At 65.2% G+C, this 19,310-nt stretch carries 16 protein-coding genes; 12 read left to right on the forward strand and 4 right to left on the reverse strand.

Annotated features, from left to right (window positions below):
* Positions 1 to 1,001, forward strand: a 1,001-nt coding sequence (locus FJY73_10265; GenBank protein MBM3321047.1) for a DUF4070 domain-containing protein, incomplete at its 5' end; no start/stop codon positions are given.
* A gap of 32 nt (positions 1,002 to 1,033) precedes the next feature.
* On the opposite strand, the gene FJY73_10270 is transcribed toward FJY73_10265, so the two are convergent.
* Positions 1,034 to 1,912 carry a hypothetical protein gene (locus FJY73_10270; GenBank protein MBM3321048.1) on the reverse strand — a complete coding sequence of 293 codons (879 nt, stop codon included), beginning with the start codon at positions 1,910 to 1,912 and terminating at the stop codon, positions 1,034 to 1,036.
* A gap of 304 nt (positions 1,913 to 2,216) precedes the next feature.
* Here FJY73_10270 and FJY73_10275 point away from each other — a divergent pair, with 304 nt between their 5' ends.
* From FJY73_10275 to FJY73_10305, 7 genes are all read left to right on the forward strand, one after another.
* Complete coding sequence (locus FJY73_10275; protein MBM3321049.1) at positions 2,217 to 2,888, forward strand: rhomboid family intramembrane serine protease; 672 nt, start codon at positions 2,217 to 2,219, stop codon at positions 2,886 to 2,888.
* A gap of 255 nt (positions 2,889 to 3,143) precedes the next feature.
* Positions 3,144 to 5,237 carry a S9 family peptidase gene (locus tag FJY73_10280; GenBank protein ID MBM3321050.1) on the forward strand — a complete coding sequence of 698 codons (2,094 nt, stop codon included), beginning with the start codon at positions 3,144 to 3,146 and terminating at the stop codon, positions 5,235 to 5,237.
* 443 nt (positions 5,238 to 5,680) lie between these two features.
* Positions 5,681 to 6,445, forward strand: coding sequence for a 4Fe-4S binding protein (locus FJY73_10285; protein ID MBM3321051.1), 765 nt, complete (start codon positions 5,681 to 5,683; stop codon positions 6,443 to 6,445).
* 8 nt (positions 6,446 to 6,453) lie between these two features.
* The gene (locus FJY73_10290) at positions 6,454 to 6,816 is read left to right on the forward strand and encodes a cation transporter (protein ID MBM3321052.1); all 363 of its coding nucleotides are present in this window, start codon (positions 6,454 to 6,456) and stop codon (positions 6,814 to 6,816) included.
* A 189-nt stretch (positions 6,817 to 7,005) separates the two neighbouring features.
* On the forward strand, positions 7,006 to 8,229 hold the full coding sequence (locus tag FJY73_10295; GenBank protein MBM3321053.1) for a hypothetical protein: 1,224 nt from the start codon (positions 7,006 to 7,008) through the stop codon (positions 8,227 to 8,229).
* 227 nt (positions 8,230 to 8,456) lie between these two features.
* Positions 8,457 to 9,746: a 3-isopropylmalate dehydratase large subunit gene (locus tag FJY73_10300; GenBank protein ID MBM3321054.1), complete on the forward strand. Its 1,290-nt coding sequence runs from the start codon at positions 8,457 to 8,459 to the stop codon at positions 9,744 to 9,746.
* Positions 9,747 to 9,750: 4 nt separating this feature from the next.
* Positions 9,751 to 10,242 carry a 3-isopropylmalate dehydratase gene (locus FJY73_10305; protein MBM3321055.1) on the forward strand — a complete coding sequence of 164 codons (492 nt, stop codon included), beginning with the start codon at positions 9,751 to 9,753 and terminating at the stop codon, positions 10,240 to 10,242.
* 116 nt (positions 10,243 to 10,358) lie between these two features.
* On the opposite strand, the gene FJY73_10310 is transcribed toward FJY73_10305, so the two are convergent.
* Entirely contained in the window at positions 10,359 to 10,523 is a 165-nt protein-coding gene (locus FJY73_10310) for a zinc ribbon domain-containing protein (GenBank protein ID MBM3321056.1), read from the reverse strand.
* Between the two features lie 181 nt (positions 10,524 to 10,704).
* Here FJY73_10310 and FJY73_10315 point away from each other — a divergent pair, with 181 nt between their 5' ends.
* Positions 10,705 to 12,171 (forward strand): MFS transporter, encoded by a 1,467-nt coding sequence (locus FJY73_10315; GenBank protein ID MBM3321057.1) that lies wholly within the window; start codon positions 10,705 to 10,707, stop codon positions 12,169 to 12,171.
* 59 nt (positions 12,172 to 12,230) lie between these two features.
* Here the strand turns inward: FJY73_10315 and FJY73_10320 are convergent, their stop codons facing one another.
* Positions 12,231 to 13,610, reverse strand: a complete 1,380-nt coding sequence (locus FJY73_10320; protein ID MBM3321058.1) for a TrpB-like pyridoxal phosphate-dependent enzyme — start codon at positions 13,608 to 13,610, stop codon at positions 12,231 to 12,233.
* Between the two features lie 206 nt (positions 13,611 to 13,816).
* Here FJY73_10320 and FJY73_10325 point away from each other — a divergent pair, with 206 nt between their 5' ends.
* Together FJY73_10325 and FJY73_10330 are read left to right on the forward strand one after the other, a co-directional pair.
* On the forward strand, positions 13,817 to 14,005 hold the full coding sequence (locus FJY73_10325) for a hypothetical protein (protein ID MBM3321059.1): 189 nt from the start codon (positions 13,817 to 13,819) through the stop codon (positions 14,003 to 14,005).
* A gap of 45 nt (positions 14,006 to 14,050) precedes the next feature.
* Entirely contained in the window at positions 14,051 to 16,174 is a 2,124-nt protein-coding gene (locus FJY73_10330; GenBank protein MBM3321060.1) for a hypothetical protein, read from the forward strand.
* Positions 16,175 to 16,213: 39 nt separating this feature from the next.
* On the opposite strand, the gene FJY73_10335 is transcribed toward FJY73_10330, so the two are convergent.
* Positions 16,214 to 18,568 carry a tetratricopeptide repeat protein gene (locus FJY73_10335; GenBank protein ID MBM3321061.1) on the reverse strand — a complete coding sequence of 785 codons (2,355 nt, stop codon included), beginning with the start codon at positions 18,566 to 18,568 and terminating at the stop codon, positions 16,214 to 16,216.
* Between the two features lie 492 nt (positions 18,569 to 19,060).
* Here FJY73_10335 and FJY73_10340 point away from each other — a divergent pair.
* Positions 19,061 to 19,310 (forward strand): hypothetical protein (locus tag FJY73_10340; protein ID MBM3321062.1); only part of this gene is annotated, 250 nt, incomplete at its 3' end.

Consider the following 19,310-nt stretch of genomic DNA (forward strand, 5'->3'; position numbering starts at 1 on the left):
TTCTCGACTTCAAGGACTACGCGTGCATGTCGGTTCAGTTCTGCCGGGGCTGCCCCTTCGACTGCGAGTTCTGCGACGTGGTCCTCTTGAACGGACGCGTCCCGAGGACAAAGACCGCGGATCAGGCCATTCGCGAGTTGGAGGCCCTCCGCACGGCCGGTTGGAAAGGCCCCGTCTTCCTTGTCGACGACAACTTCCTCGGCCACAAACCGCGCGTCAAGGAGCTGCTCCGGAGGATGATCGAGTGGCGCGAGAGGACGGGCGCTCGCGTCGACTTCCTCACCGAGGCGTCCGTCAACCTGGCCGACGAGCCGGAAATGATGAGCTTGATGGTGAAGGCAGGCTTCACGAAGGTCTTCGTCGGGATCGAGACGCCCGATGTCGAGAACCTTCGCTCGTGCAACAAACTCCAGAACGTGCGGCGCGACCTGGCGGACTCTGTTCGGAAGATCCATGCCGCGGGGCTCGAGGTGATGGGCGGCTTCATCATCGGGTTCGACGGGGACACCGAGGATGTCTTCCAGCGCCAGTTCGACTTCATTCAGAAGGCCGGCGTGGTGACGGCGATGGTCGGGCTGCTCAATGCGCTTCCGGGAACGAGACTCTATCGGCGGCTCGCGTCGGAAGGGCGGCTGCTCGACGAGTCGGACGGAAACAACACCAAATGCGCGTGCAACTTCGTCACGAAGCTCGGGCGCGAGGAGCTTCTTTCCGGGTATCGCGATCTCATGCGGAGGCTCTACGAACCCGAGACGTACTACGAGCGAGCCCGCATTCTGCTCCGAGAATGCAAGTTGTCCGGTCCTTCGGTTCCGATCGGGTGGCGCGAGGTGCACGCCTTCTTCCGATCGCTGTGGCATCTCGGCGTTCTTCATTCGGGGCGCGCGGCGTATTGGCGCTTCCTCGGACACGCGCTCGCCCACCATCCGAAGGCGTTCGGGCTCGCGGCCGCGCTCGCGATTTACGGCCATCACTTCCGCGTCGTGGCGCAAACGCTGTAGCGACGGCCCCCACCCGGACGAACGGCTCGAGATCAGTCCGTCTGAATCACCAAGTAGCGGACTTTTCGGAACTCCAGCGGGTTCAAGATGTGAAGCCCGGTTCTCTCCCCGTCGGCAGGGACCAGTTTGTAGCTCGCGCGATTCTGACCGCTGAGGACGACCGGGTTGCGCCCCGTGATGAAGAGAGTCCTGTTTCTGTCCGTATCGAACGGTTTGAAGTGTCTCGGGTCCTGCGTTCCGGAGAGGCGCACGGACTTCCCCAGCCCGAGGATCCCGCCGGTCTCCTGGACGATTCCGAGGCGCTTCAAGTTCTTCTTGTTGTCGATGACGTAGTGAATCGTGGCAAGCTCCCGGTTCCGTTCGTCGATGACGCGCTCCTGCTCCGCGATCCGCCGCTCGCCCTCGGCGACGTCGCTTTCCAGCTCGCCCACGCGCATCCGGAGCGAATCGACCCGTGCGGTTAGGAAGGCGATCACTTCCTCGCGCTGCTCGATCGAGCGCTTGAGGTTCTCCACGAGCTTCTCCAGCCCCGCGACCCGCCCCTCGCTCTCTTTGAGACGATCCTCGAGATCACGAATCATCCGTTTGCCGATCCGGATCCCCTCGTTAAGGTCCGAGATCCTCTCCAAGATCTGTCGGCGGCCCGCTTCCGTGAGGGAACTCCTCGCCTCGACGGTGCGCGAAAGGCGCATCACCTGAGCCTCGCTCGGAAGGATCGCGATGAGGCTGTCCTGGATCTCGACGATCGCTTCGAGCGCGGCTTCGTAGCTCGTGCGGAGGGAGTCCCTCGATGCGCTCGTGGAATCGTAAAGGAGGCGCGTCGCCCGATGTTCCTTCCGTTCCACGAGGAACGCGGCGAGAAGACCGGCCGCGAAGAGCGCGATCAGAATGGGAAGAACGAGTCGTTTCATGACTCAACCTCCTTTGCGGGGACGAACGCTGAGCGAGGAAGAAGAACGCCCCCTTCATCTCGCCGAATTCTACCACCGGACCGGCGGCGCGCGTCCCTGATTCCTGGGCGCGGCCCCGCGCCGCGCGAACGGCGATCATGGTAAGATCGAACGCGCTTGCCGCCGCGAGCGGCGAGGCGCGTTCTCCGAACGGAAGGAATCGAGCGTGTTTCCCCTCCGCGACGAAAACCCGACGCTGCATCATTCGATCGCGACGTTCGCGCTTGTCGCGGCGAACGCGGTCGTTTGGATCTTCGTTCAGAAGATGGGGACGACCCCCGCGCTGATCCAGTCGGTCTGGAAGTTCGGGGTCATTCCGGGAGAGCTCCTCGGGCGCGTGCCGGAAGGTCTCGAGGTGCCCGCCGGAGAGGAGATGGTCGCGATCCTCGACGGAAGGGCGAATTGGTGGACGGTGCTCACCTCGATGTTCATGCACGGCGGGTGGTTTCACCTGATCGGAAACATGTGGTTCCTCTCGGTCTTCGGGGACAACGTCGAGGACGCGATGGGCTCGATCCGCTTCGTGTTCTTCTACGTGCTCTCCGGGATCGCGGCGGTGGCCGCCCAGATTCTCTCCGATCCGTCCAGCGTCCTGCCGATGGTCGGCGCGTCGGGCGCGATCGGCGGGGTGATGGGAGCCTACCTCGTCTTCTATCCGAGAGCTCCCGTTCATCTTCTCGTGCTCTTCGGGTTCATCCCCGCGCGCATCGTGGTTCCCGCTTTCTTCATGCTCGGGTACTGGTTCCTCTTGCAGTTGATCGCCGGGTCGCTCGACCGCGGGGCGGGCGGCGTGGCTTTCTGGGCGCACGTCGGCGGTTTCGCCGCAGGCTTCCTCCTCGCTCGGGTCTTCTGCCATCCCGGCCGCCTCTCGGCCTGCCGCGGGCGCAGGGGCCGCGCGGAGGGCTTGGTCCGCCGTCTCCCTTCTCGGCGCATCTAAAGCGGACCGGCGGACGACCGAAGCCCCCCTGCGACGCTCAACCGATCCTCGCTCGTCCGCGGCGCGCCTTGTATCGCGTTTTTTCGCAATCCGTTATGGCGCCCCCTTCTTTTTCGTTTCGAGGTCCCAGTCGGCGCGCGGTATCTTGGGAAAGAGGGGAACCCTGCGGCCACTCGAGGAAGCCGCTCCGGCCCGTTCGCCGGAGCCGCCGCGAAAGCTGCTTATTTCGGAACGCAACCTATCGGGGGAAGATCCATGCGGAATCGTTCGATTGCACGGTCAATCATTCGTCTCTCAATTCTCGTGTCCGCCCTCGCCGCCGTTTCCGCCTCGGCGGCCGCCCCGGAAGCGAGAACGCACGACATCACGGTCGAGGACTACTTCACCCAGGGGTTCGTTTCCGATTGCAAGATCTCTCCGGACGGACGGCACATCGCCTTCGCCGATCTCCGTTGGGATCTCGACGCGGACACCCGCCACACCGACCTCTGGATCGTGAACATCGCGACCCGCGCGATGAGCCGCGTGACGTTCCACCCGGGGAACGACGGCAGCCCCGAATGGAGCTCCGACGGACGCTGGCTTCACTTCACCAGCGCGCGCGGCAAGGAGGACGAGCTTCCTCCGTCCAACGGCAAGACCCAGGTTTGGAAAGTCTCCGTCGAGGGGGGCGAGCCGGTCCCGGTCACGCGCTTCAAAGACGGCGTGGACGGCTACGCGCTCTCGCGGGACGGGCGGACTCTCTACTACGCCCGGTCGAGCGAGGAGGTCGACGATCCCTGGAAAGAGATGAAGGAGAAGTTCGATGACCTCGAGTACGGCAAGGGGGTCATGAACTACAGCGAACTTTGGGCGCTCGATTTGGAAACATGGAGGACCGAGAAGCTGGTTGACGAGAATCGGGTGATCCGCGAGTTCGCCGTCTCGCCGGACGGGGGACGGATCGCGATGATCACGACTCCCACCGAGGAGCTGATCACGAACGAGGGCCTTTCGCGGGTGGATGTCTGGAATCGGAAGACGCGCGAGACGATCACGATTCCCGACGAGCTCTGGCGGGAGGAAGCTCCCTCTCCATACGGCTGGCTCGGAGGGCTCGCGTGGTCCGCCGACGGATCGAAGCTCGCCTTCCATGTCGATTTCGACGGCTATCCCTCGGAGATTCTGGTCGCGCACTTTGGAAGCGGCGATGTGTTCGCGCAGCGCCTCGCTCGCCCGGGCGAGTTCTCGTTGGGCGGGGGCGGGACGCTCCAGTGGATCGGTACCTCGAGCGATCTCTGCCTCATGGCGGAGGAGAAGGCGCGCGTTCGCGTCGCCTGCATCCGCGACGTGCGGCGCGGCGGCCAGGGACGGTTCGACATCCTCACCCCCGGCGAATGGGTCGCGAAGAGCTTTCACATCTCCCCCGACGGAGCTCTTCTCGCGGCCGCCCTCGGGGACGTGACGCAGCCGAACGACATCTTCCTCACCTCGACACGCGGCAGGCCGAAGCTCGAGCGGATCACGCGCATCAACCCGCAGGTGGACACGTGGAAGCTCCCCAAGATCGAGATCGTGAAGTGGGCGGGCGCGCGCGGGGACACGGTCGAGGGGATTCTCGAGCTTCCGCACGACTACCAGCCGGGCACGAAGCTCCCGCTTCATGTCGCGCTCCACGGAGGGCCGACCGACGCGGACAAGTACTATTTCGAGTATTGGATCTACGGGCGCGGTCTTTGGCCCTCGCTCGGATGGGCGGTCTTCGCTCCGAACTACCGCGGATCGACCGGCTACGGCGACAAGTTCATGACCGATCTCATCGGAGCCGAATGCGCGATCGAGGTCGAGGACGTCCTGAAGGGCGTCGATTGGCTCATCGAGCGGGGCATCGCCGATCCGGAGAAGATGGCGGTGTCCGGATGGAGCAACGGAGGCTTCCTCGCGAACTGCATCATCACCGAGACCGATCGGTTCAAGGCCGCCTCGAGCGGCGCGGGAGTTCTCGATATGTCGCTCCAGTGGGGGATCGAGGACACGCCCGGCCACGTGATCAACTACATGGAGGGTCTCCCTTGGGAGAAACCCGAGGCATACCTGAAGGCTTCCCCTCTCTGGCGTCTCGACAAGACGAGGACGCCGACACTGATTCACGTGGGCGCGGCGGACTCGCGCGTGCCGGCGGCGCACTCGCGGGCCCTCTTCCGCGGGCTCGATTTCTACCTCGAGATTCCGTCGGAGCTTATCGTCTATCCGGGGCAAGGGCACGGTCTCGGGAAGTACACGCATCGAAAGGCGAAGGTCGAGTGGGACATCGCCTGGTTCGATCATCACGTTCTCGGCAAACCGTTCGAGGAGCCGAAGGAGAAGTGAGCGGAACGCTCGGCGCCCGGGCCTCCGCGGCCGGGAAGTGCATGACCCGTCACAAGGAGAAGTCGCCGGGTCTCTACATATGATGGTTCATACCCAAGCATGCGATGCACAATATGACTTGCATTGACTGCCACGGCGCGTCGATGTCCGTACGAACGGCCGATCCCGTACGATTGCACGCTCTGCCATTTGTTTCTTTCGAACGGCTCGAGCGCCCCCTTCGCGTTCCTGGAGGCTCCGGACTCGACCTCCGCCGGCTTCTCCATGCACGCGGACCTGCGGGACGAGCTTCTTCGCTCATCGTCTCGGCAAGACCGAACGCGCTCCGTTTCCGGCTGGACGCGGAGCGCGGCTTCGGGTAGAATCTCCGGGAAAGGCGGCGGCATCCCCCGTTCGCCGCGAGTCAACCCCGAGTTCATGCGGGCTCGTCCCGCCGGAGACCGATGAAGACGCGTGTTCTACGATACGGACTGCTCGGCACGGTTCTCGCCTCGGTGATCTACCTTGCGCTCGGGTTCGGGAGCCGCTCCTTCGAGGCCTATTGTCCTTTCGGCGGGATGGAGGCGCTCTGGGGTCTCTTCCGGACCCAGGAGTTCACCTGCGCCCTCGGCCCGCTCAATCTCTCCATGTTTCTCGCGGTTCTCGGCCTCGCGCTCCTCGCGAAGAAGGCGTTCTGCGGCTGGGCCTGCCCGATCGGATTCCTCAGCGAGGCGGCCGCGAGGCTGAGCGGCCTCATCCGCAAGGGGGCGCGGCGTCCCGGCCCGCGGCTGAACGAACGGCTGAAGCTCCTCCGCTATGTCGCGCTCGTCGTTTCCCTCTACTTCACCTATCGCCTGGGAGAGCTCGTTCTCAGGGGCTTCGATCCTTTCTATATCATCTTTTCGGGTTTCGGGCACGGAACGCTCGGCTGGATCACCTACGCGACGCTCGGCGCGCTCGTCCTCGGATCGCTCGCCGTGCCGATGTTCTTCTGCCGGTATCTCTGTCCGTTGGGGGCGACGCTCGACCCCTTCAGCCGCCTGGGTTTCGTTAAGATCGTGAGGAACCGCGATCTCTGCACAGCCTGCGGGGATTGCGGCGCCGCGTGCCCTCACGACATCCGTCCCCAAGATGCGGATGCGGTTCGGAGCCGAGACTGCACGAATTGTCTCGAGTGCATCGATGCTTGCCCCGCGAAGGGATCGCTGACCCTCCGGGCCACGTTGTAGGTCGAACGATGAACGTACCGCGCTTCTTCCTGCCCGTCTTCGTGATCGCCGCGCTCTTCGGGGGCTACGCGCTTCGGACCTCCTTCACGCAACCGACCGCCCAGGCGAGCTTCGGCGGCGAAGGGAGCGAGACGCTCGTCTGCACGGTCGAGGGGCTGAAGTGCAAGGGGACGGCGGGGTTCTTCATGAAGCTGTACGAAGACCGGCCGGGGATCGCGTCGATCGAGACGTTCGCGACCGAGCACAAGGCGGTCTTCACGTACAATCCCTCTCTTGTCACTCCAAGCGATATCCGCGCGATCATGGAGGCGCCGGTCCCTCTGCGGGACGGACGCGAAGTCCAGGTCTTCCGCTGCGCCGAGATGAAGTAGGTCTTTTCCACCAGCCGATCGACCGGGTCCGCCCTCCGATCGTTTGCGTCATTCGATGCTCGTCGCGGCGGTCCCTTTCTTGAGAGAATGGAGCCCCATGCGGTCTCGCGCGCGGGATTCGGACGCGGGCACTCCGAGCACCCGCCGGGCGCGGAGACGTCGGGAGGTCGGCGGTAGCGGAGGTGCACGATGAGAAGATGGACGAGGCGCGAGTTCCTGGGAGCCGCTCTCGCGGGGGGAGCGGGGCTTGTTCTTCTCCCGCCGCTCGGGTGCGGGACCGCAGCCCGCCGGGGAATCCTCGATGTTCCGGCGGAAGGCTATCCTCTCGTCGAGGCGGAGGGTTCCTACGGGGAGATCGGCTATCAACTCGGTTTAGCCATGAAGGAATCGATCCGTGAGTTCTATCGATACTCGAAGACGTTCGCGCGATGCCGCGAGTACGCGAGCGGCGGCGGCGAGAAGCGCCTCGATGCGATGTTCGAGCGCGCGCGTTCGGTCTTCCCCCATCTCGTGGAGGAGGCGGAAGGGATGGCCGAGGCGCTGGAGATCCCGTTCGCCGTCTTCTTCGCCTACCAGTGCCGATCGGAGATCGAGGCGCTCGCCTGTTCTCCGGGCTGCTCGACGCTCGCCCTCGCCGGGGGCGGGCGCTTCATCCTCGCCCACAACGAGGACGGCGACGATCTCGAGGTCGGACGGATGATCGTGGCCCGGGTCTCCGCGCCGAGCGGGCGAACCTTCGTCACGTTCGTGTATCCGGGCCTCATCCCCGGCAACGGTCCGGGCTTCAACGACGCCGGGATCGTGCAGACGACGAACTTCGTGGAACCGCACGCGGTGGCGGACGGCGTTCCGCGCTATTTCGTCGGGAGGTCGATTCTCGAGGCGGCGAGTCTGGACGAGGCGGTCGCGCTTGCGACGGTCGAGCCGCGCGCCTTCTCGTGGCACCACAATCTCGGCTCTCTCGCCGAGGGGCGCCTTTTCTCCATCGAAACCGTCGCCCACCCGCGCCCCTTTCACGACGTGATCGAGGTCGAGGGCTTCTTTCTTCACACGAACCACTTCGTCCATCCGGCGATGGGAGGAGGCGACCCGGAAGGGGATCGGCCTTTTGATAGAATCGATGTGTCCACGCGGACCCGCTGGGAAGTGCTCACGCGCGCGGTGAGGGAGGAGCGGGTTCCGGCGACCGCCGCGGATTTCATGGCTCTTCTCTCTCTGCACGAGGGAGGGCCGTACGGCCCGTGCCGCCACCCGGAGGGGAAGGTTCGAGGGGTCACGCTCGGCGCCGGTCTGTTCGATTCGAGCGTTCCCGGAATGACCCTCTACCACGGCAATCCGTGCGAGGAACGGGCGGCGCGGTACGCGATCGTGCCCGAGCCGGCGGTCTTGGAGTCCGCGGGATCCCGGAGATGACCGGGCCGGGCGATCGGGGCGCTCGACCGCCGAGCCCTCTTCGCGGCGAGCCGAACCCGTGGTAGCATAGGGGCCCGGAGACGCCGTCGCGCCGGGCTTTCCCAGGATCGGCGGGCGCGGATGCCGTTTCCTCCTAGCGGACGGCCGGGGCGCCTTGCTTTCCGGCGAGGATGGAATCTCGCGGTCGACCGGACTGCTTGATACAAGAAAGGTCGAGAGGTGTGTCGATGGGAATGACGGTTGTCCAGAAAATCCTCGCCGGGGCGTCGGGCCGGCGGGACGTGTTGGTGGGGGATGTGGTCGAGCCCCGCGTGGACATCGCGATGTCGCACGAGAACGCGGCGCTCGTGATCAATCAATTCAACGAGGTGTTCAAGGAGACGGGCCGCGCGCCGGAAGTGTGGGACCCCTCCAAGATCGTCATCATCTTCGATCACCGCGTTCCGGCGGAGAGCGCGAAGACCGCGACAAACCAGAAGAAGATCCGCGATTTCGTCCGGAAGCAGGGGATTCCGAACTTCCACGACGTGCGCGGGGACGAGGGGGGAATCTGCCATCAAGTCCTTCCCGAGAACGGCTACATCCGTCCGGGGAGCGTGGTGGTCGGCACGGACAGCCACACGACGAGCCACGGCGCGCTCGGCGCCTTCTCGTTCGGGATCGGCGCGACCGAGATGGCCGCCGTCTGGACTCTAGGGCGCGTGCTGAACGTCGAGGTGCCCGGAACGATCCGGGTGACGGTCGGGGGGCGCTTTCCGGAAGGCGTCGGGCCGAAGGATCTCATCCTCTATCTGATCGGCAAGCTGACCGCGGAGGGGGCGAACTACCGCGTGATCGAGTTTCACGGGGACGCCATCCGGAGCTTGCCGATGTCGGGGCGGATCACCATCTGCAACATGACGGTGGAGGCGGGCGCGACGTCGGGGATCGTCCCGGCCGACGAAGAGACCGAGCGCTATCTTCGCGAGGAAGCAGGCCTCTCGGGGCCTTTCGACCGGGTCGCCCCGGATCGGGACGCGTCGTACGCCGAGGAGGTCGCCGTCGACGTGGGCGCCCTCGCGCCGCAGGTCGCCTGCCCGCACACGGTGGACCACGTGAAGCCGATCCAGGAGGTCGCCGGAACCAAGGTCGATCAGATCGTGATCGGTTCGTGCACGAACGGAAGGTTCGACGATCTCGAGACAGCCGCGCGCATCCTCCGCGGGAAGAAGATCGCGAAGGGCGTTCGGATGCTCGTCTTTCCCGCGTCGTGGCGGATCTACAAGCGCGCGCTGAAGGAGGGGATTCTCGAGAGCTTGGTCGATTCGGGAGCGGTCATCGTGAACCCCGGATGCGGCTGCTGCCTCGGCGTGCACCAGGGAGCGCTCGGAGACGGAGAGGTCGCGCTCTCGACGACCAACCGGAACTTCAAGGGCCGGATGGGAAACCCGAACGCGGAGGTCTATCTCTGTTCGCCCGCGACGGCCGCGGCGTCGTCGGTGACCGGCGCGATCACCGATCCGAGAAAGGTTGGGTAGGAACATGGCGAAGGTCGTCTTCAAGATCGGCGACGACGTTTCCACCGATACGATCTATCCGGGGCGCTTCATGGCGACGGTTCTCCCGTCGGAGACGCCGCAGCACGCGTTCGCGGATTTCCCGGAGATCAACCGGATGATCCGCGAGAAGAAGATCGAGCCGGGGAGCGTGATCGTGGCCGGACAGAACTTCGGGTGCGGCTCGTCGCGCGAGCAGGCTGCTTCATGCCTCAAGGGACCGGATCTCGTCGTCGTCGCGAGAGGTTTCGCGCGCATCTTCCTCCAGAACTCGATCAACCTCGGGCTCCGCACGGTGATCTGCCCGGAGATCGAGGCTTCCGAGGGGGACGAGCTGGAGATCGGGCTCGACTCGGTGACGAACCGGACGACCGGGAAGACCTATGCGGTCCATCCCCTGCCGAAGGCGCGCCAAGCGATTGTGGACGCGGGCGGGCTGATCCCATACACGCGGAAGCTATTGCTGGAGAAGAAGTAAGGGGAGGGAGCGAGCCGCAACGAGGAAACGACCGCATCTCGCGGCGGTTCGCGCCCTCCCGTGTTCCGCGGCGGGGAGGTGCGGCCGTGGCGCCGGTGCCTTGCCGCGGATGGCGATCAGCTCTTCTTGGAGGTCCGTACGCTGACGCCGCTCCAGACGCGATTCACCTTCTTGGTGTTGCACTTGGGACAGGTCACCTTCTTCGGATCGTACTCGGTGATCGACCGGACGATCTGGAACTTCTTCTTGCACTCGCGGCACTGGAACTCGTAAATCGGCATGACCTTCTCCTCCGAGTGAATCGGGAAACCCCGCGGATAAGGATAGCACGAAAACGCGGCGGGGCCGCAAGGCCGCTCGGCCGGCCCGTGTCCGATTCTGGTTCCCTCGGTTCGCAAGTCTCGTTACAATCCGGCGAGGAGGAGGCGGTCCGGGGGGCGGCCCGCCGCAAGAATCTCAACGATGAACGCACGAGCCGAACAACCGAACAGCGCGCTGAAGACCATTGCGCTCGACTACTGGTATGGGCTCAAGGGCCTTTTCGGCTGTCCTCGCGAGATCTGGATCGCTTTTCTTGTCAAGATCCTCGAGAGCCTCTGCTATTTCTCGTCGGTTCTCATGCTCATGATCTTCCTCACCCAGGACATGGGGCTCTCGGACACGGTCTCGGGCACGATCTTCGGAATCTTCTCGGCGTCGATGTCCTTCTTCATGCTCTTCGTCGGCTTCATCGCGGATTCGCTCGGAATCAAGCGCGCGCTGATCGTCGGTCTTCTTCTTGCGCTCGTCGGGAGGATCGCGATCACCTTCACGACGAGCGCGTGGGTGGTCTTCCCCGGGCTCTTCTTCCTCTCCGTCGGGTTCGCCTACATGATCCCGCTCCTCGCGGCGGCGGTGAAGCTCTTCTCGAACCGCGAGGCGCAGAAGTACGCCTTCTCCTGGTACTACGTCGTGATGAACGTCGGGTCGCTCGCGGCGGGAATCACCCTTGACCCGATCCGCACCCATTTCACCGAGGTCATGACGTTCCGGGCTCTTGGCGCGGAGTTCCTCGTACGGCCTTCCCAGGTCGTCTTCCTCGTGGGCGTCCTCGCGACCCTCGTCTCCCTCGTTCTCGTCGTCTTCCTGATCCGGAGCCGCATCCCCTCGCGGGATGAAGAGGGCGCGCGCGGCGCGTCTTCTCCCGCGAAGACGGCGGCTCGTCCCGCGCCGGAGCCGAAGCCGAGGGAGTCCGCCTGGGCGATCATGAAGGACGTGACGAAGGAGAAGCGGTTCTGGATCTTCATCGTGTTCATCTTCCTGCTCGTTCTCGTGAAGATGATCTTCCAGTACAACCACTCTCTCTATCCGCTTTACATGGAAAGGATAGGGCTCAAGGAGTGGACCGGGAAGCTCTACAGCATCAACCCGTTCATCATCATCTTTCTCGTGCCGGTGATGACGGCGCTCACGGGGCGGTACCGAGCGTACACGGTGATCTTAATCGGCTCGTTCGTGAGCGCGCTCTCGGTCTTCTTCATGGGGCTCGGCGAGAGCATCGGGCTCATCGTTCTCTTCCAGGTCGTCCTCTCTCTCGGCGAAGCGGTCTACTCGCCGCGTCTCTACGACTACACGGCGACGATCGCGCCCAAGGGGCGCGAGGCTTCCTACATGGCGTACTCGAAGGCGCCGATGTTCTTCGCGAAGGTCGCGGCCGGTCCGATCACCGGGATTCTCCTCGCGAGGCTCTGTCCGGCGGAGGGGCCGAGGAACACCGAGCTCATGTGGATCCTCGTCGGCGCCTCGACGATGGTCTCTCCGATCGCGCTCCTTCTCGGATGGAAGTGGCTCGACGTGGAACGCCGCAAGGAACGGGACGAAGCGGCCGCGGCGGCCGCCGGAGGCCCGGAGCCGGCCGCAGCCCCTGCGCGCGGCGGCCCTTCGGGCTGAGGCGGCCCGCCCTCGGCGCGATCCCGCTTCCCGCGACAAGAACGCAGGCGTCTCTCGGCTCAGCATCCGAGGATTGAGATGTCGGTCGGGGCGGTCCCGGTCTTAGCAGAACCGGCCGCAGCTCCTTCTCCCGCGATCTCATCCGCCCCGAGGACCTCGCGATACCCCTCGATGTCCATGAACCCGTGCCCGCTCACGTTGAAGGCAATGACCTTCTCCTCGCCCGTCTTCTTGCACGCCAGCGCCTCATCGATCGCGCAGCAGACGCTGTATGCCGACTCGGGAGCGGGGAGAAACCCCTCGGTTCGCATGAAGACGAGCGCGTTTCGAAAGACGTGCTTCTCGTCGGTCGGGTACGCGATCGTGTCGATGAGACCGCGATGCCGGAGAAGGCTCAGAATCGGCGAGCATCCGTGATACCGGAGGCCGTCACCCTTGATCGGCAGCATCTCGGCCGTGTGGCCGAGCGTGTACATCTTGAGAAGAGGCGTGATCTCGGCGTGGTCGGCGAAATTGTAGCGGTACTCCCCCTGGAGATTCGGAGCCGCTTGGCTCTGCGCCGCGAGAAAACGGATCCTGCTCCGCTTCGCGAGGACCTCCCCAACGAATGGGAGCACGAAACCGCCGAAGTTGCTCCCTCCCCCGAGGCAGGAGATCATGAGGTCCGGGCGGTCTCCCGCCTTCTCGAACTGCTTCTGCGTTTCGAGACCGATGATCGTCTGGTGCATGAGAACGTGGTTCAGGACGGAGCCGAGGGAGTAGATCGCCTTCGGATCGTTCTTGGCGTCCTCGAGCCCCTCGGAAATCGCGATGCCGAGCGATCCCGGGTGGTTCGGGTTCTCTCGATAGAGCTTCTCCCCGACCTCGGTCCGGTCGCTCGGCGAAGCGTAGACTTCGGCGCCGAGCATCCGCATGAAGCCGAGGCGCGCTTGCTTCCATCGATGGACGGCACGCACCCAGTACACGGTGCACCGAAGCCCCGCGAGGGCGCAGGCGTAGGCGAGCGCCGTTCCCCACTGTCCCGCGCCGGTCTCGGTCGTGAGGCGCTCGTATCCTTCCCGCCGCGCGTAATACGCTTGTGCGATCGCCGTGTTCACCTTGTGGCTTCCCGTCGGGCTGTAGAACTCGGACTTGTAGTAAAGGCGCGCCGGCGTGCCGAGCTCCGCTTCGAGGTTGAGGGCGCGGAAGAGGGGACGCGGGCGTCCCGCCTGGAGGTAGAGCTGGCGGAGCCCCTCGGGGATCTCGATCCAACGCTCTCCGGACATCTCTTGCTTCAAGCATTCGCCGATGAGAAGCTGCGGGAGATCCTTGACGCGCGAAGGGCCCTTGTCCGGATCCTTGGGCGGCGGGAGAGGCTCGGGAAGATCGGGAATGATGTTGTACCACGCACGGGGCAGTTCATCGACGGACAGCTGGATCTGTCTTGCCGCGGGGGACATGGCGACCTCCTTCCGTTCGGGAACGGAAACCCGGGGCGAGTCTCTGCTGGTCCGTCCGTGAGACTACCACGATCGAGCCGTGAACAACACCTCAGCGGGCGACCTTCGTGCGGGGGGAAGATCCCTTGCGCTCTCCGTCGGATCGTGTACGATTCGGGACGCGCCCGACGGGCGCCGGCGCTGATGAGACGCCGGGAGGAACGCGAATGGAGGAGCGAAGAAGCTTCGGGAACGGGCTGATCGTCGGCGGCATTGCGTTTCTCCTCGCGACGGTCCTCGTCGACTTCATCGGGATCGAGCATTCCGCCGGAATCGGAAAGGTCCAGCTCGCAGGGCTCCTCGTCGGCGTCGCGGCGGCGATCGCGGGTTTCCTTCTGCGGCGGGGCCCGAAGTAGGGGAGCCGCGGACCTTCCCCCCGCCCGAACGGAGCATGATCGCGGATGAGAAACGCTCTCCTGCCGGTGCTTGCTCTTCTACTCGGCTCGCCGCTGTCGATCGCCCGCCCGCCCGACGCGCTCGATGAAACGCTCGCTCTCGCCGGTCTTCGGCGCGCCGATCTCGGTTGGGAGCCGAAGGGGTGGTGGCCGCGCTATCCGGAGGTTCCCTACAAGCTCCGCGCGTTCGACTCCCTCTTCCGCGAACCTTTGGACGCCGTGGCGTACACCCGCGCTCTCGCCGAGGCGGCTCGCGAGAAGCTCGATCCGGCGCGTCTCGACGAGAAGGAACCGGAGCGGGACGGCGCGCTCTTTCAGGCGGTTCAGCGACTCGGCATCGATCCGAAGTTCGGCGGCTTTCGAGGCTACAGCGCGAACCTGATCGCGGAGGAGGCGCCGCTCGAAGAAGCCTTGCTCGATCTTCTCCGCGCGGCGGAGAGGCCGACGCGGATCCGCACGTTCGGAATGGATCTCCCGTATCCGAAGCCCGCGGAGGAGCTCGCACGGGCAGCGGCCGCCGTCCCCGCGGAGGTCCGCCCGATCCTGGGCCGCCTCGTGCGGAACGCGATCGACGCGCATCGGTGGGCGGAGCTCGCCTTCCGAAACGTCGACGCGCGCCACCGCGCGCTCGTCGCGACGCGCGAGAACATCGGGTCGGAGACGGTCGACGCGTACGACTATTGCCCCGAGTTCGACGACGTCGCGCGCGTCTTCGACGAAGCGAGCCTCTGGTACGCGGCCCAGAAGTGCGTGCAGGCGCTCGACGACGCCCGTGTCGCCCTCGCCGTCGTCGATCGGCGATCGATCCCCGATTTCCGCTTCGACTACGAGTCGCCGTGGGGATGGATTCGAGTGCGCGGGAGCGGCGACGACATCGTGGACGGAGACGGCGCTCTTCTCCTCGTCGATCTCGGCGGGAACGACACATACACCGGCGGCGCGGCGGCGTCGGCGGCCGATCGTCCGCTCGGTCTTCTTCTCGACATGGCGGGGGACGACCGCTATCGATCCGAAGGGCGCCCGGCGCAAGGAGCGGGGATGGCCGGCGTCGGCGTCCTGATCGACGCGGGCGGGAACGACACGTACGAGGCGGAGCGACACGCGCAGGGGTTCGGGCAGTTCGGGCTCGGGCTCCTCGCGGATCTCGCGGGAAACGATCGATACTTCAACCGTATAAGCGGCCAAGGATGCGGCTTCTTCGGGATCGGCCTTCTCTTCGACGTCTCGGGGGACGATGAGTACACGCTTCACGCGGACGGACAGGGCCTCGGGGGGCCCGCGGGCGTCGGCATTCTCGCCGACCGCGGCGGAAACGACCGCTACGTCGCCGTTCGTTCGCATGCGGTCACCGGCAGGCCGTCGTATCACTCCCCCGGACTCGACGTGGCGGTCTCGAACGCGCAAGGCTGCGGCATCGGCCGCCGCGGCGATGGAAGCGACGGCCATTCGTGGGCCGGCGGTCTCGGAGCGCTTCTCGACGCGGAGGGGAACGACTTCTATTCGGCCGGCAACTGGTCGATGGGCACCGGCTACTGGTTCGGGACGGGGATTCTGCACGACGGGGGAGGGGACGACGAGTACCGCGGCGTCGCTTGGTCGCAAGGGACCGGCGCGCACTTCTGCATCGGTGTTCTCGTCGACGAGAACGGAGACGACAAGCACCTCGCGGAGGAGAACTCCACGCTTTCGCTCGGCATGGGCCACGACTTCACCGTCGCGATTCTCCTCGACGCGGGCGGCGACGATCTCTACTCCGTCGATCGGACCGGTCTCGGCTGTTCGCTTAACCGGAGCGTGGCGATGCTGATCGACGAGGGAGGCGACGACGTCTACGAGACGAAGGAAGTTCCCCGCCCCGGCCACGCGGAGAACAACGAGCGCTTCCGCGCGCGCGGAGGGGTCGGCTCCTACTTCGCCGACACCTCGTCGCTCGGTCTCTTCCTCGACATCGGAGGACGCGATACCTACTGGTCGAACCTCGCGAACGATTCGGAGTGGCTGGACCCGCCCGATTCTCCGAACTGGGAGGATAGGAACTTCGGGGTCGGCGTCGATCGGGAGACCGGAACGATCGATTGGACGCCGATTCCCCGCATGCCGCCGTCCGGCGCGCCGGTTCCGCATCGCTGAGGCGCCCGCGAGCTTTCGGAAGCGCGCATCGGAACGGGATCAGTCCTCGCTCGGCTCGAACCGAACCGAGCTCTCGATGGCCCGGAGGATCTCCCGCGCCTCGGGATGATCGGGGTTCGATCGAAGAGCGGTCGCCAGCGCCTTTCCCGCGCGCACCGGTTTTCTCTGGTCGAGGAGAATCCGCCCCTTGAGAAGCCAGAGCTCTGCCGATTCGGGACGCGTCTCGAGGCCGCGATCGACGAGACGAAGCGCTTCTTCGTTTCGGCCCTCGAGGTGTTCGATCTGCGCGGCGAGGAGAAGCGCCTCCTCGGCGTCGGGAGAGAGCTCGAGCAGCATCTCCGCCCGCCCGCGCGCCTCCGCCCGGTCGCCCGATGCGAACGCCGCCCGCGCGCTCTCGTAAAGCGCGAAGCGGAGCCGCAACCCACGGAGAATCTTCCGCGCGAGATCCGGGTCGAGAGCCGCATCCTCGCGCGGCGGCCGGTGCGCTTCCCAAACCTCCTCGCGCGGCAGGCGGTGCGGCGGAGGACCGCCCGCTGCGCCGCGCCGAAACACTCGGTAGTACGAGTCCTGATAGACGAGCGCGAAATGCCGAAGGTCCTCCGGGTAGAAGTGGAAGAGAGAGGCGGCCGATCGGGAGGGAAGCGCGTCGAGCCCGATTCGATAGACCTCCGAGTCGTCGGAGACGTCGAGCGTGAAGTTCGCTTGAAACACAAAATAATCGACCCCGAGGCTGTCGCAGAAGTCCGCCATCTTCTGTTCGGTCCCGTAGAGGGCGGACAAGAACGACCGATATCGGTCCCGGAGCTTCTCCGACTCGAACTTGGAGTGAAGCACGATCGGTCGCTCGGCATCGACGAGCACCATCGGGCCGGTCGGATACCACGTGAGGAAGACATCCTCGGGGTCGGTCGCCGCGCGGATCCACTCGACGAGCCTCCGGTTGTTCCCGTAGTTGGGGACCGAGAGATCTTCCCCCGAAGGGGCGAGAGCGTGGGCGATTCGCGCGCTCCATGCGGACGGGCCGCGGACGTTCTCCGCCCCCTGCACGACGAGGGCTGCCGCGAATAGCGCCGCCCAGGCCTTCCGCCCCCGCGAAACCCCCGCGAGCGCAGCCGGGACGAGCAAGACGAGGAAGAAGACGAGGAACACCGAAAGCCTCTCGACGAGAAGGAACAAGAGGAGGAAGGCGAATGCGAGGTAGGAGAGCGAGACGATCGCGCCCTCCCTTCGGCGCACGCTTCGGAAAAGACCGATCGCGAGACCGGCGAGAAACCACGGGGCGAGGAAACCGAACTGAGCGGCGAAGAACGCCGGAGAAGGAGAGTTGAAGGGGGGAGACCAGAGAACCCGCGCCTCGAACGGGATCTCTAGTGGGGACTCGGGCTTCACGCCGAGGTGCCGGATCTTGTGCGCGATGAGCGGCCCGACGTGCGAGTACTCGGCTTGTTTCGGCTGCGAGTTCGCGCCTGCGAAGAGAAGGAGAGAGGCGGCCGCGAGAACGGCGAACGTCCTCGCGGAGGACCATCCGCGCCGGATCGAGAACGGGAGGACGAGGGAAGCGCCGAGAAAGAGAAACGTTCCGGCGGAGAGAGCGGACTCCTTCTCGATGAGAACCGGGATCGTGAACGACGCGAGAAGCTGCCACCCGGTCACGATCCAAACGGTATCGCGAAGCCTCTTCCTCTCATTTGAGAGAAGGGCATGAATCAGGACCACCGGGAAGAAGGTGAGGAGGAAGAAACGGCTGAGATGCCAGCTCGAAAGAGCCGCGGCCGCGAAGAACCCCGCGAGGTTCGCCTCGACGAACCGCCTCCCTCCGCTCTCCGCTTCGAGCGCGCGCAAGAAGAAGGCGACGAAGAAGAAGAGGATGGGAAGCGTGAAGTCCTCGCGCCCGTAGTTCCCGATGAGCCGGTGGAAGCTCAAGGGGGAGACCGCGTAGAGAGCGGCCGCGGCCACGCCGATGCGGGAGCTTCGACCGGCCGCGCGCGCGGCGAGAAACACGGCGACCACGGAGAGGCTCGAGAACCAAGAGACGAAACGAACGAGAAAGACGTGGAAGGGGACGTCGGCGAGCCCCGCCGCCCGCATCGCACGAAAGAGGGTTCCGGAGACGAGCTCCATGCCGATCGTGAGATGGGAAAAGGCGCGGAGCCCTTCGGGCATCTGCGCGGGGTAGTCGATCGCGGGGATCGGTCTTCCCTCCGCGGCCATCTTCGCGTAGCGATAGTGAAACGCGGACTCGGTCCAGAAGAGAAGGCGGTCGGTTCGCGGGTCGTATCTCGGGCTCGCCTCGAAGAGGTGGGTTTTCCAGAGGGCGGAAGCCGACGTGAGGAGAAGAACGGCCGCGAGCGCGGTCCACGCGGGGCTGAATCCTCGAAGGAAGGCAGTCTTCATCGCGCACTCCCGAAGCGAAGCCGTGTCCGGAGAGGGCGGATTGTAGCACGAACGGCTCGACTCGCGGCCGCGCGACTCGAAACCGGGGCTTCCGGGGGCGTTGCGAGGGGTCGGGAAGCGGGCGATCGGGCGGGGATCGATCGGCCGGGCGGCGCGCTCTTCATCCCCGTGGAGAATCTCCTTTCGGTGAGCAGACTCCCCCCGAGGCGGCCGCCGACCGCGTCTTCCCGCTAATCGTCAGTAATACAATAAGATAGACGGGCGGTCGATCGGGGAGAGGGGAGGCGCCGGCGAGAAATCCAGAGGGCTCGGGGCGATTAGGAATGCTTGAAATGCGGCCCCGGTTGTGTTAGAATCACCGCGCAGGTTAGGAGTGGCCGGCTGGCACTGGGACGCCCCCCCCGAGGCTGTCCACCAGGCGTTCTACACGTTTTTCGTGCGTCGGAAGAAGACGCGCAGATGGCACCCGATCAGACAGGAGGAAGGGAATCGATGAGGTTGGTACAAACGATCCTAGCGGCGGCCGCATGCATCGCCTTGTTGGTCCCGGCGGCGAGCGCGGAGCAGTTTCTCCTCTGCGACTTTCTTGGGTACGACTACACGGCCCCGATGCCGCGCAACCTGAGCAACCCGAACGTCTACGTTGCCCTCGGGGACGTGGACAACATCCACCCGGGCGCGGTCGTGACCGACCCGCTGAACTACCAGTACACGTTCGTTCTGAATGGCAAAATCAGGAGTT

This window comes from Candidatus Eisenbacteria bacterium, from assembly GCA_016867715.1.
Classification (GTDB): Bacteria; Orphanbacterota; Orphanbacteria; order Orphanbacterales; family Orphanbacteraceae; genus VGIW01.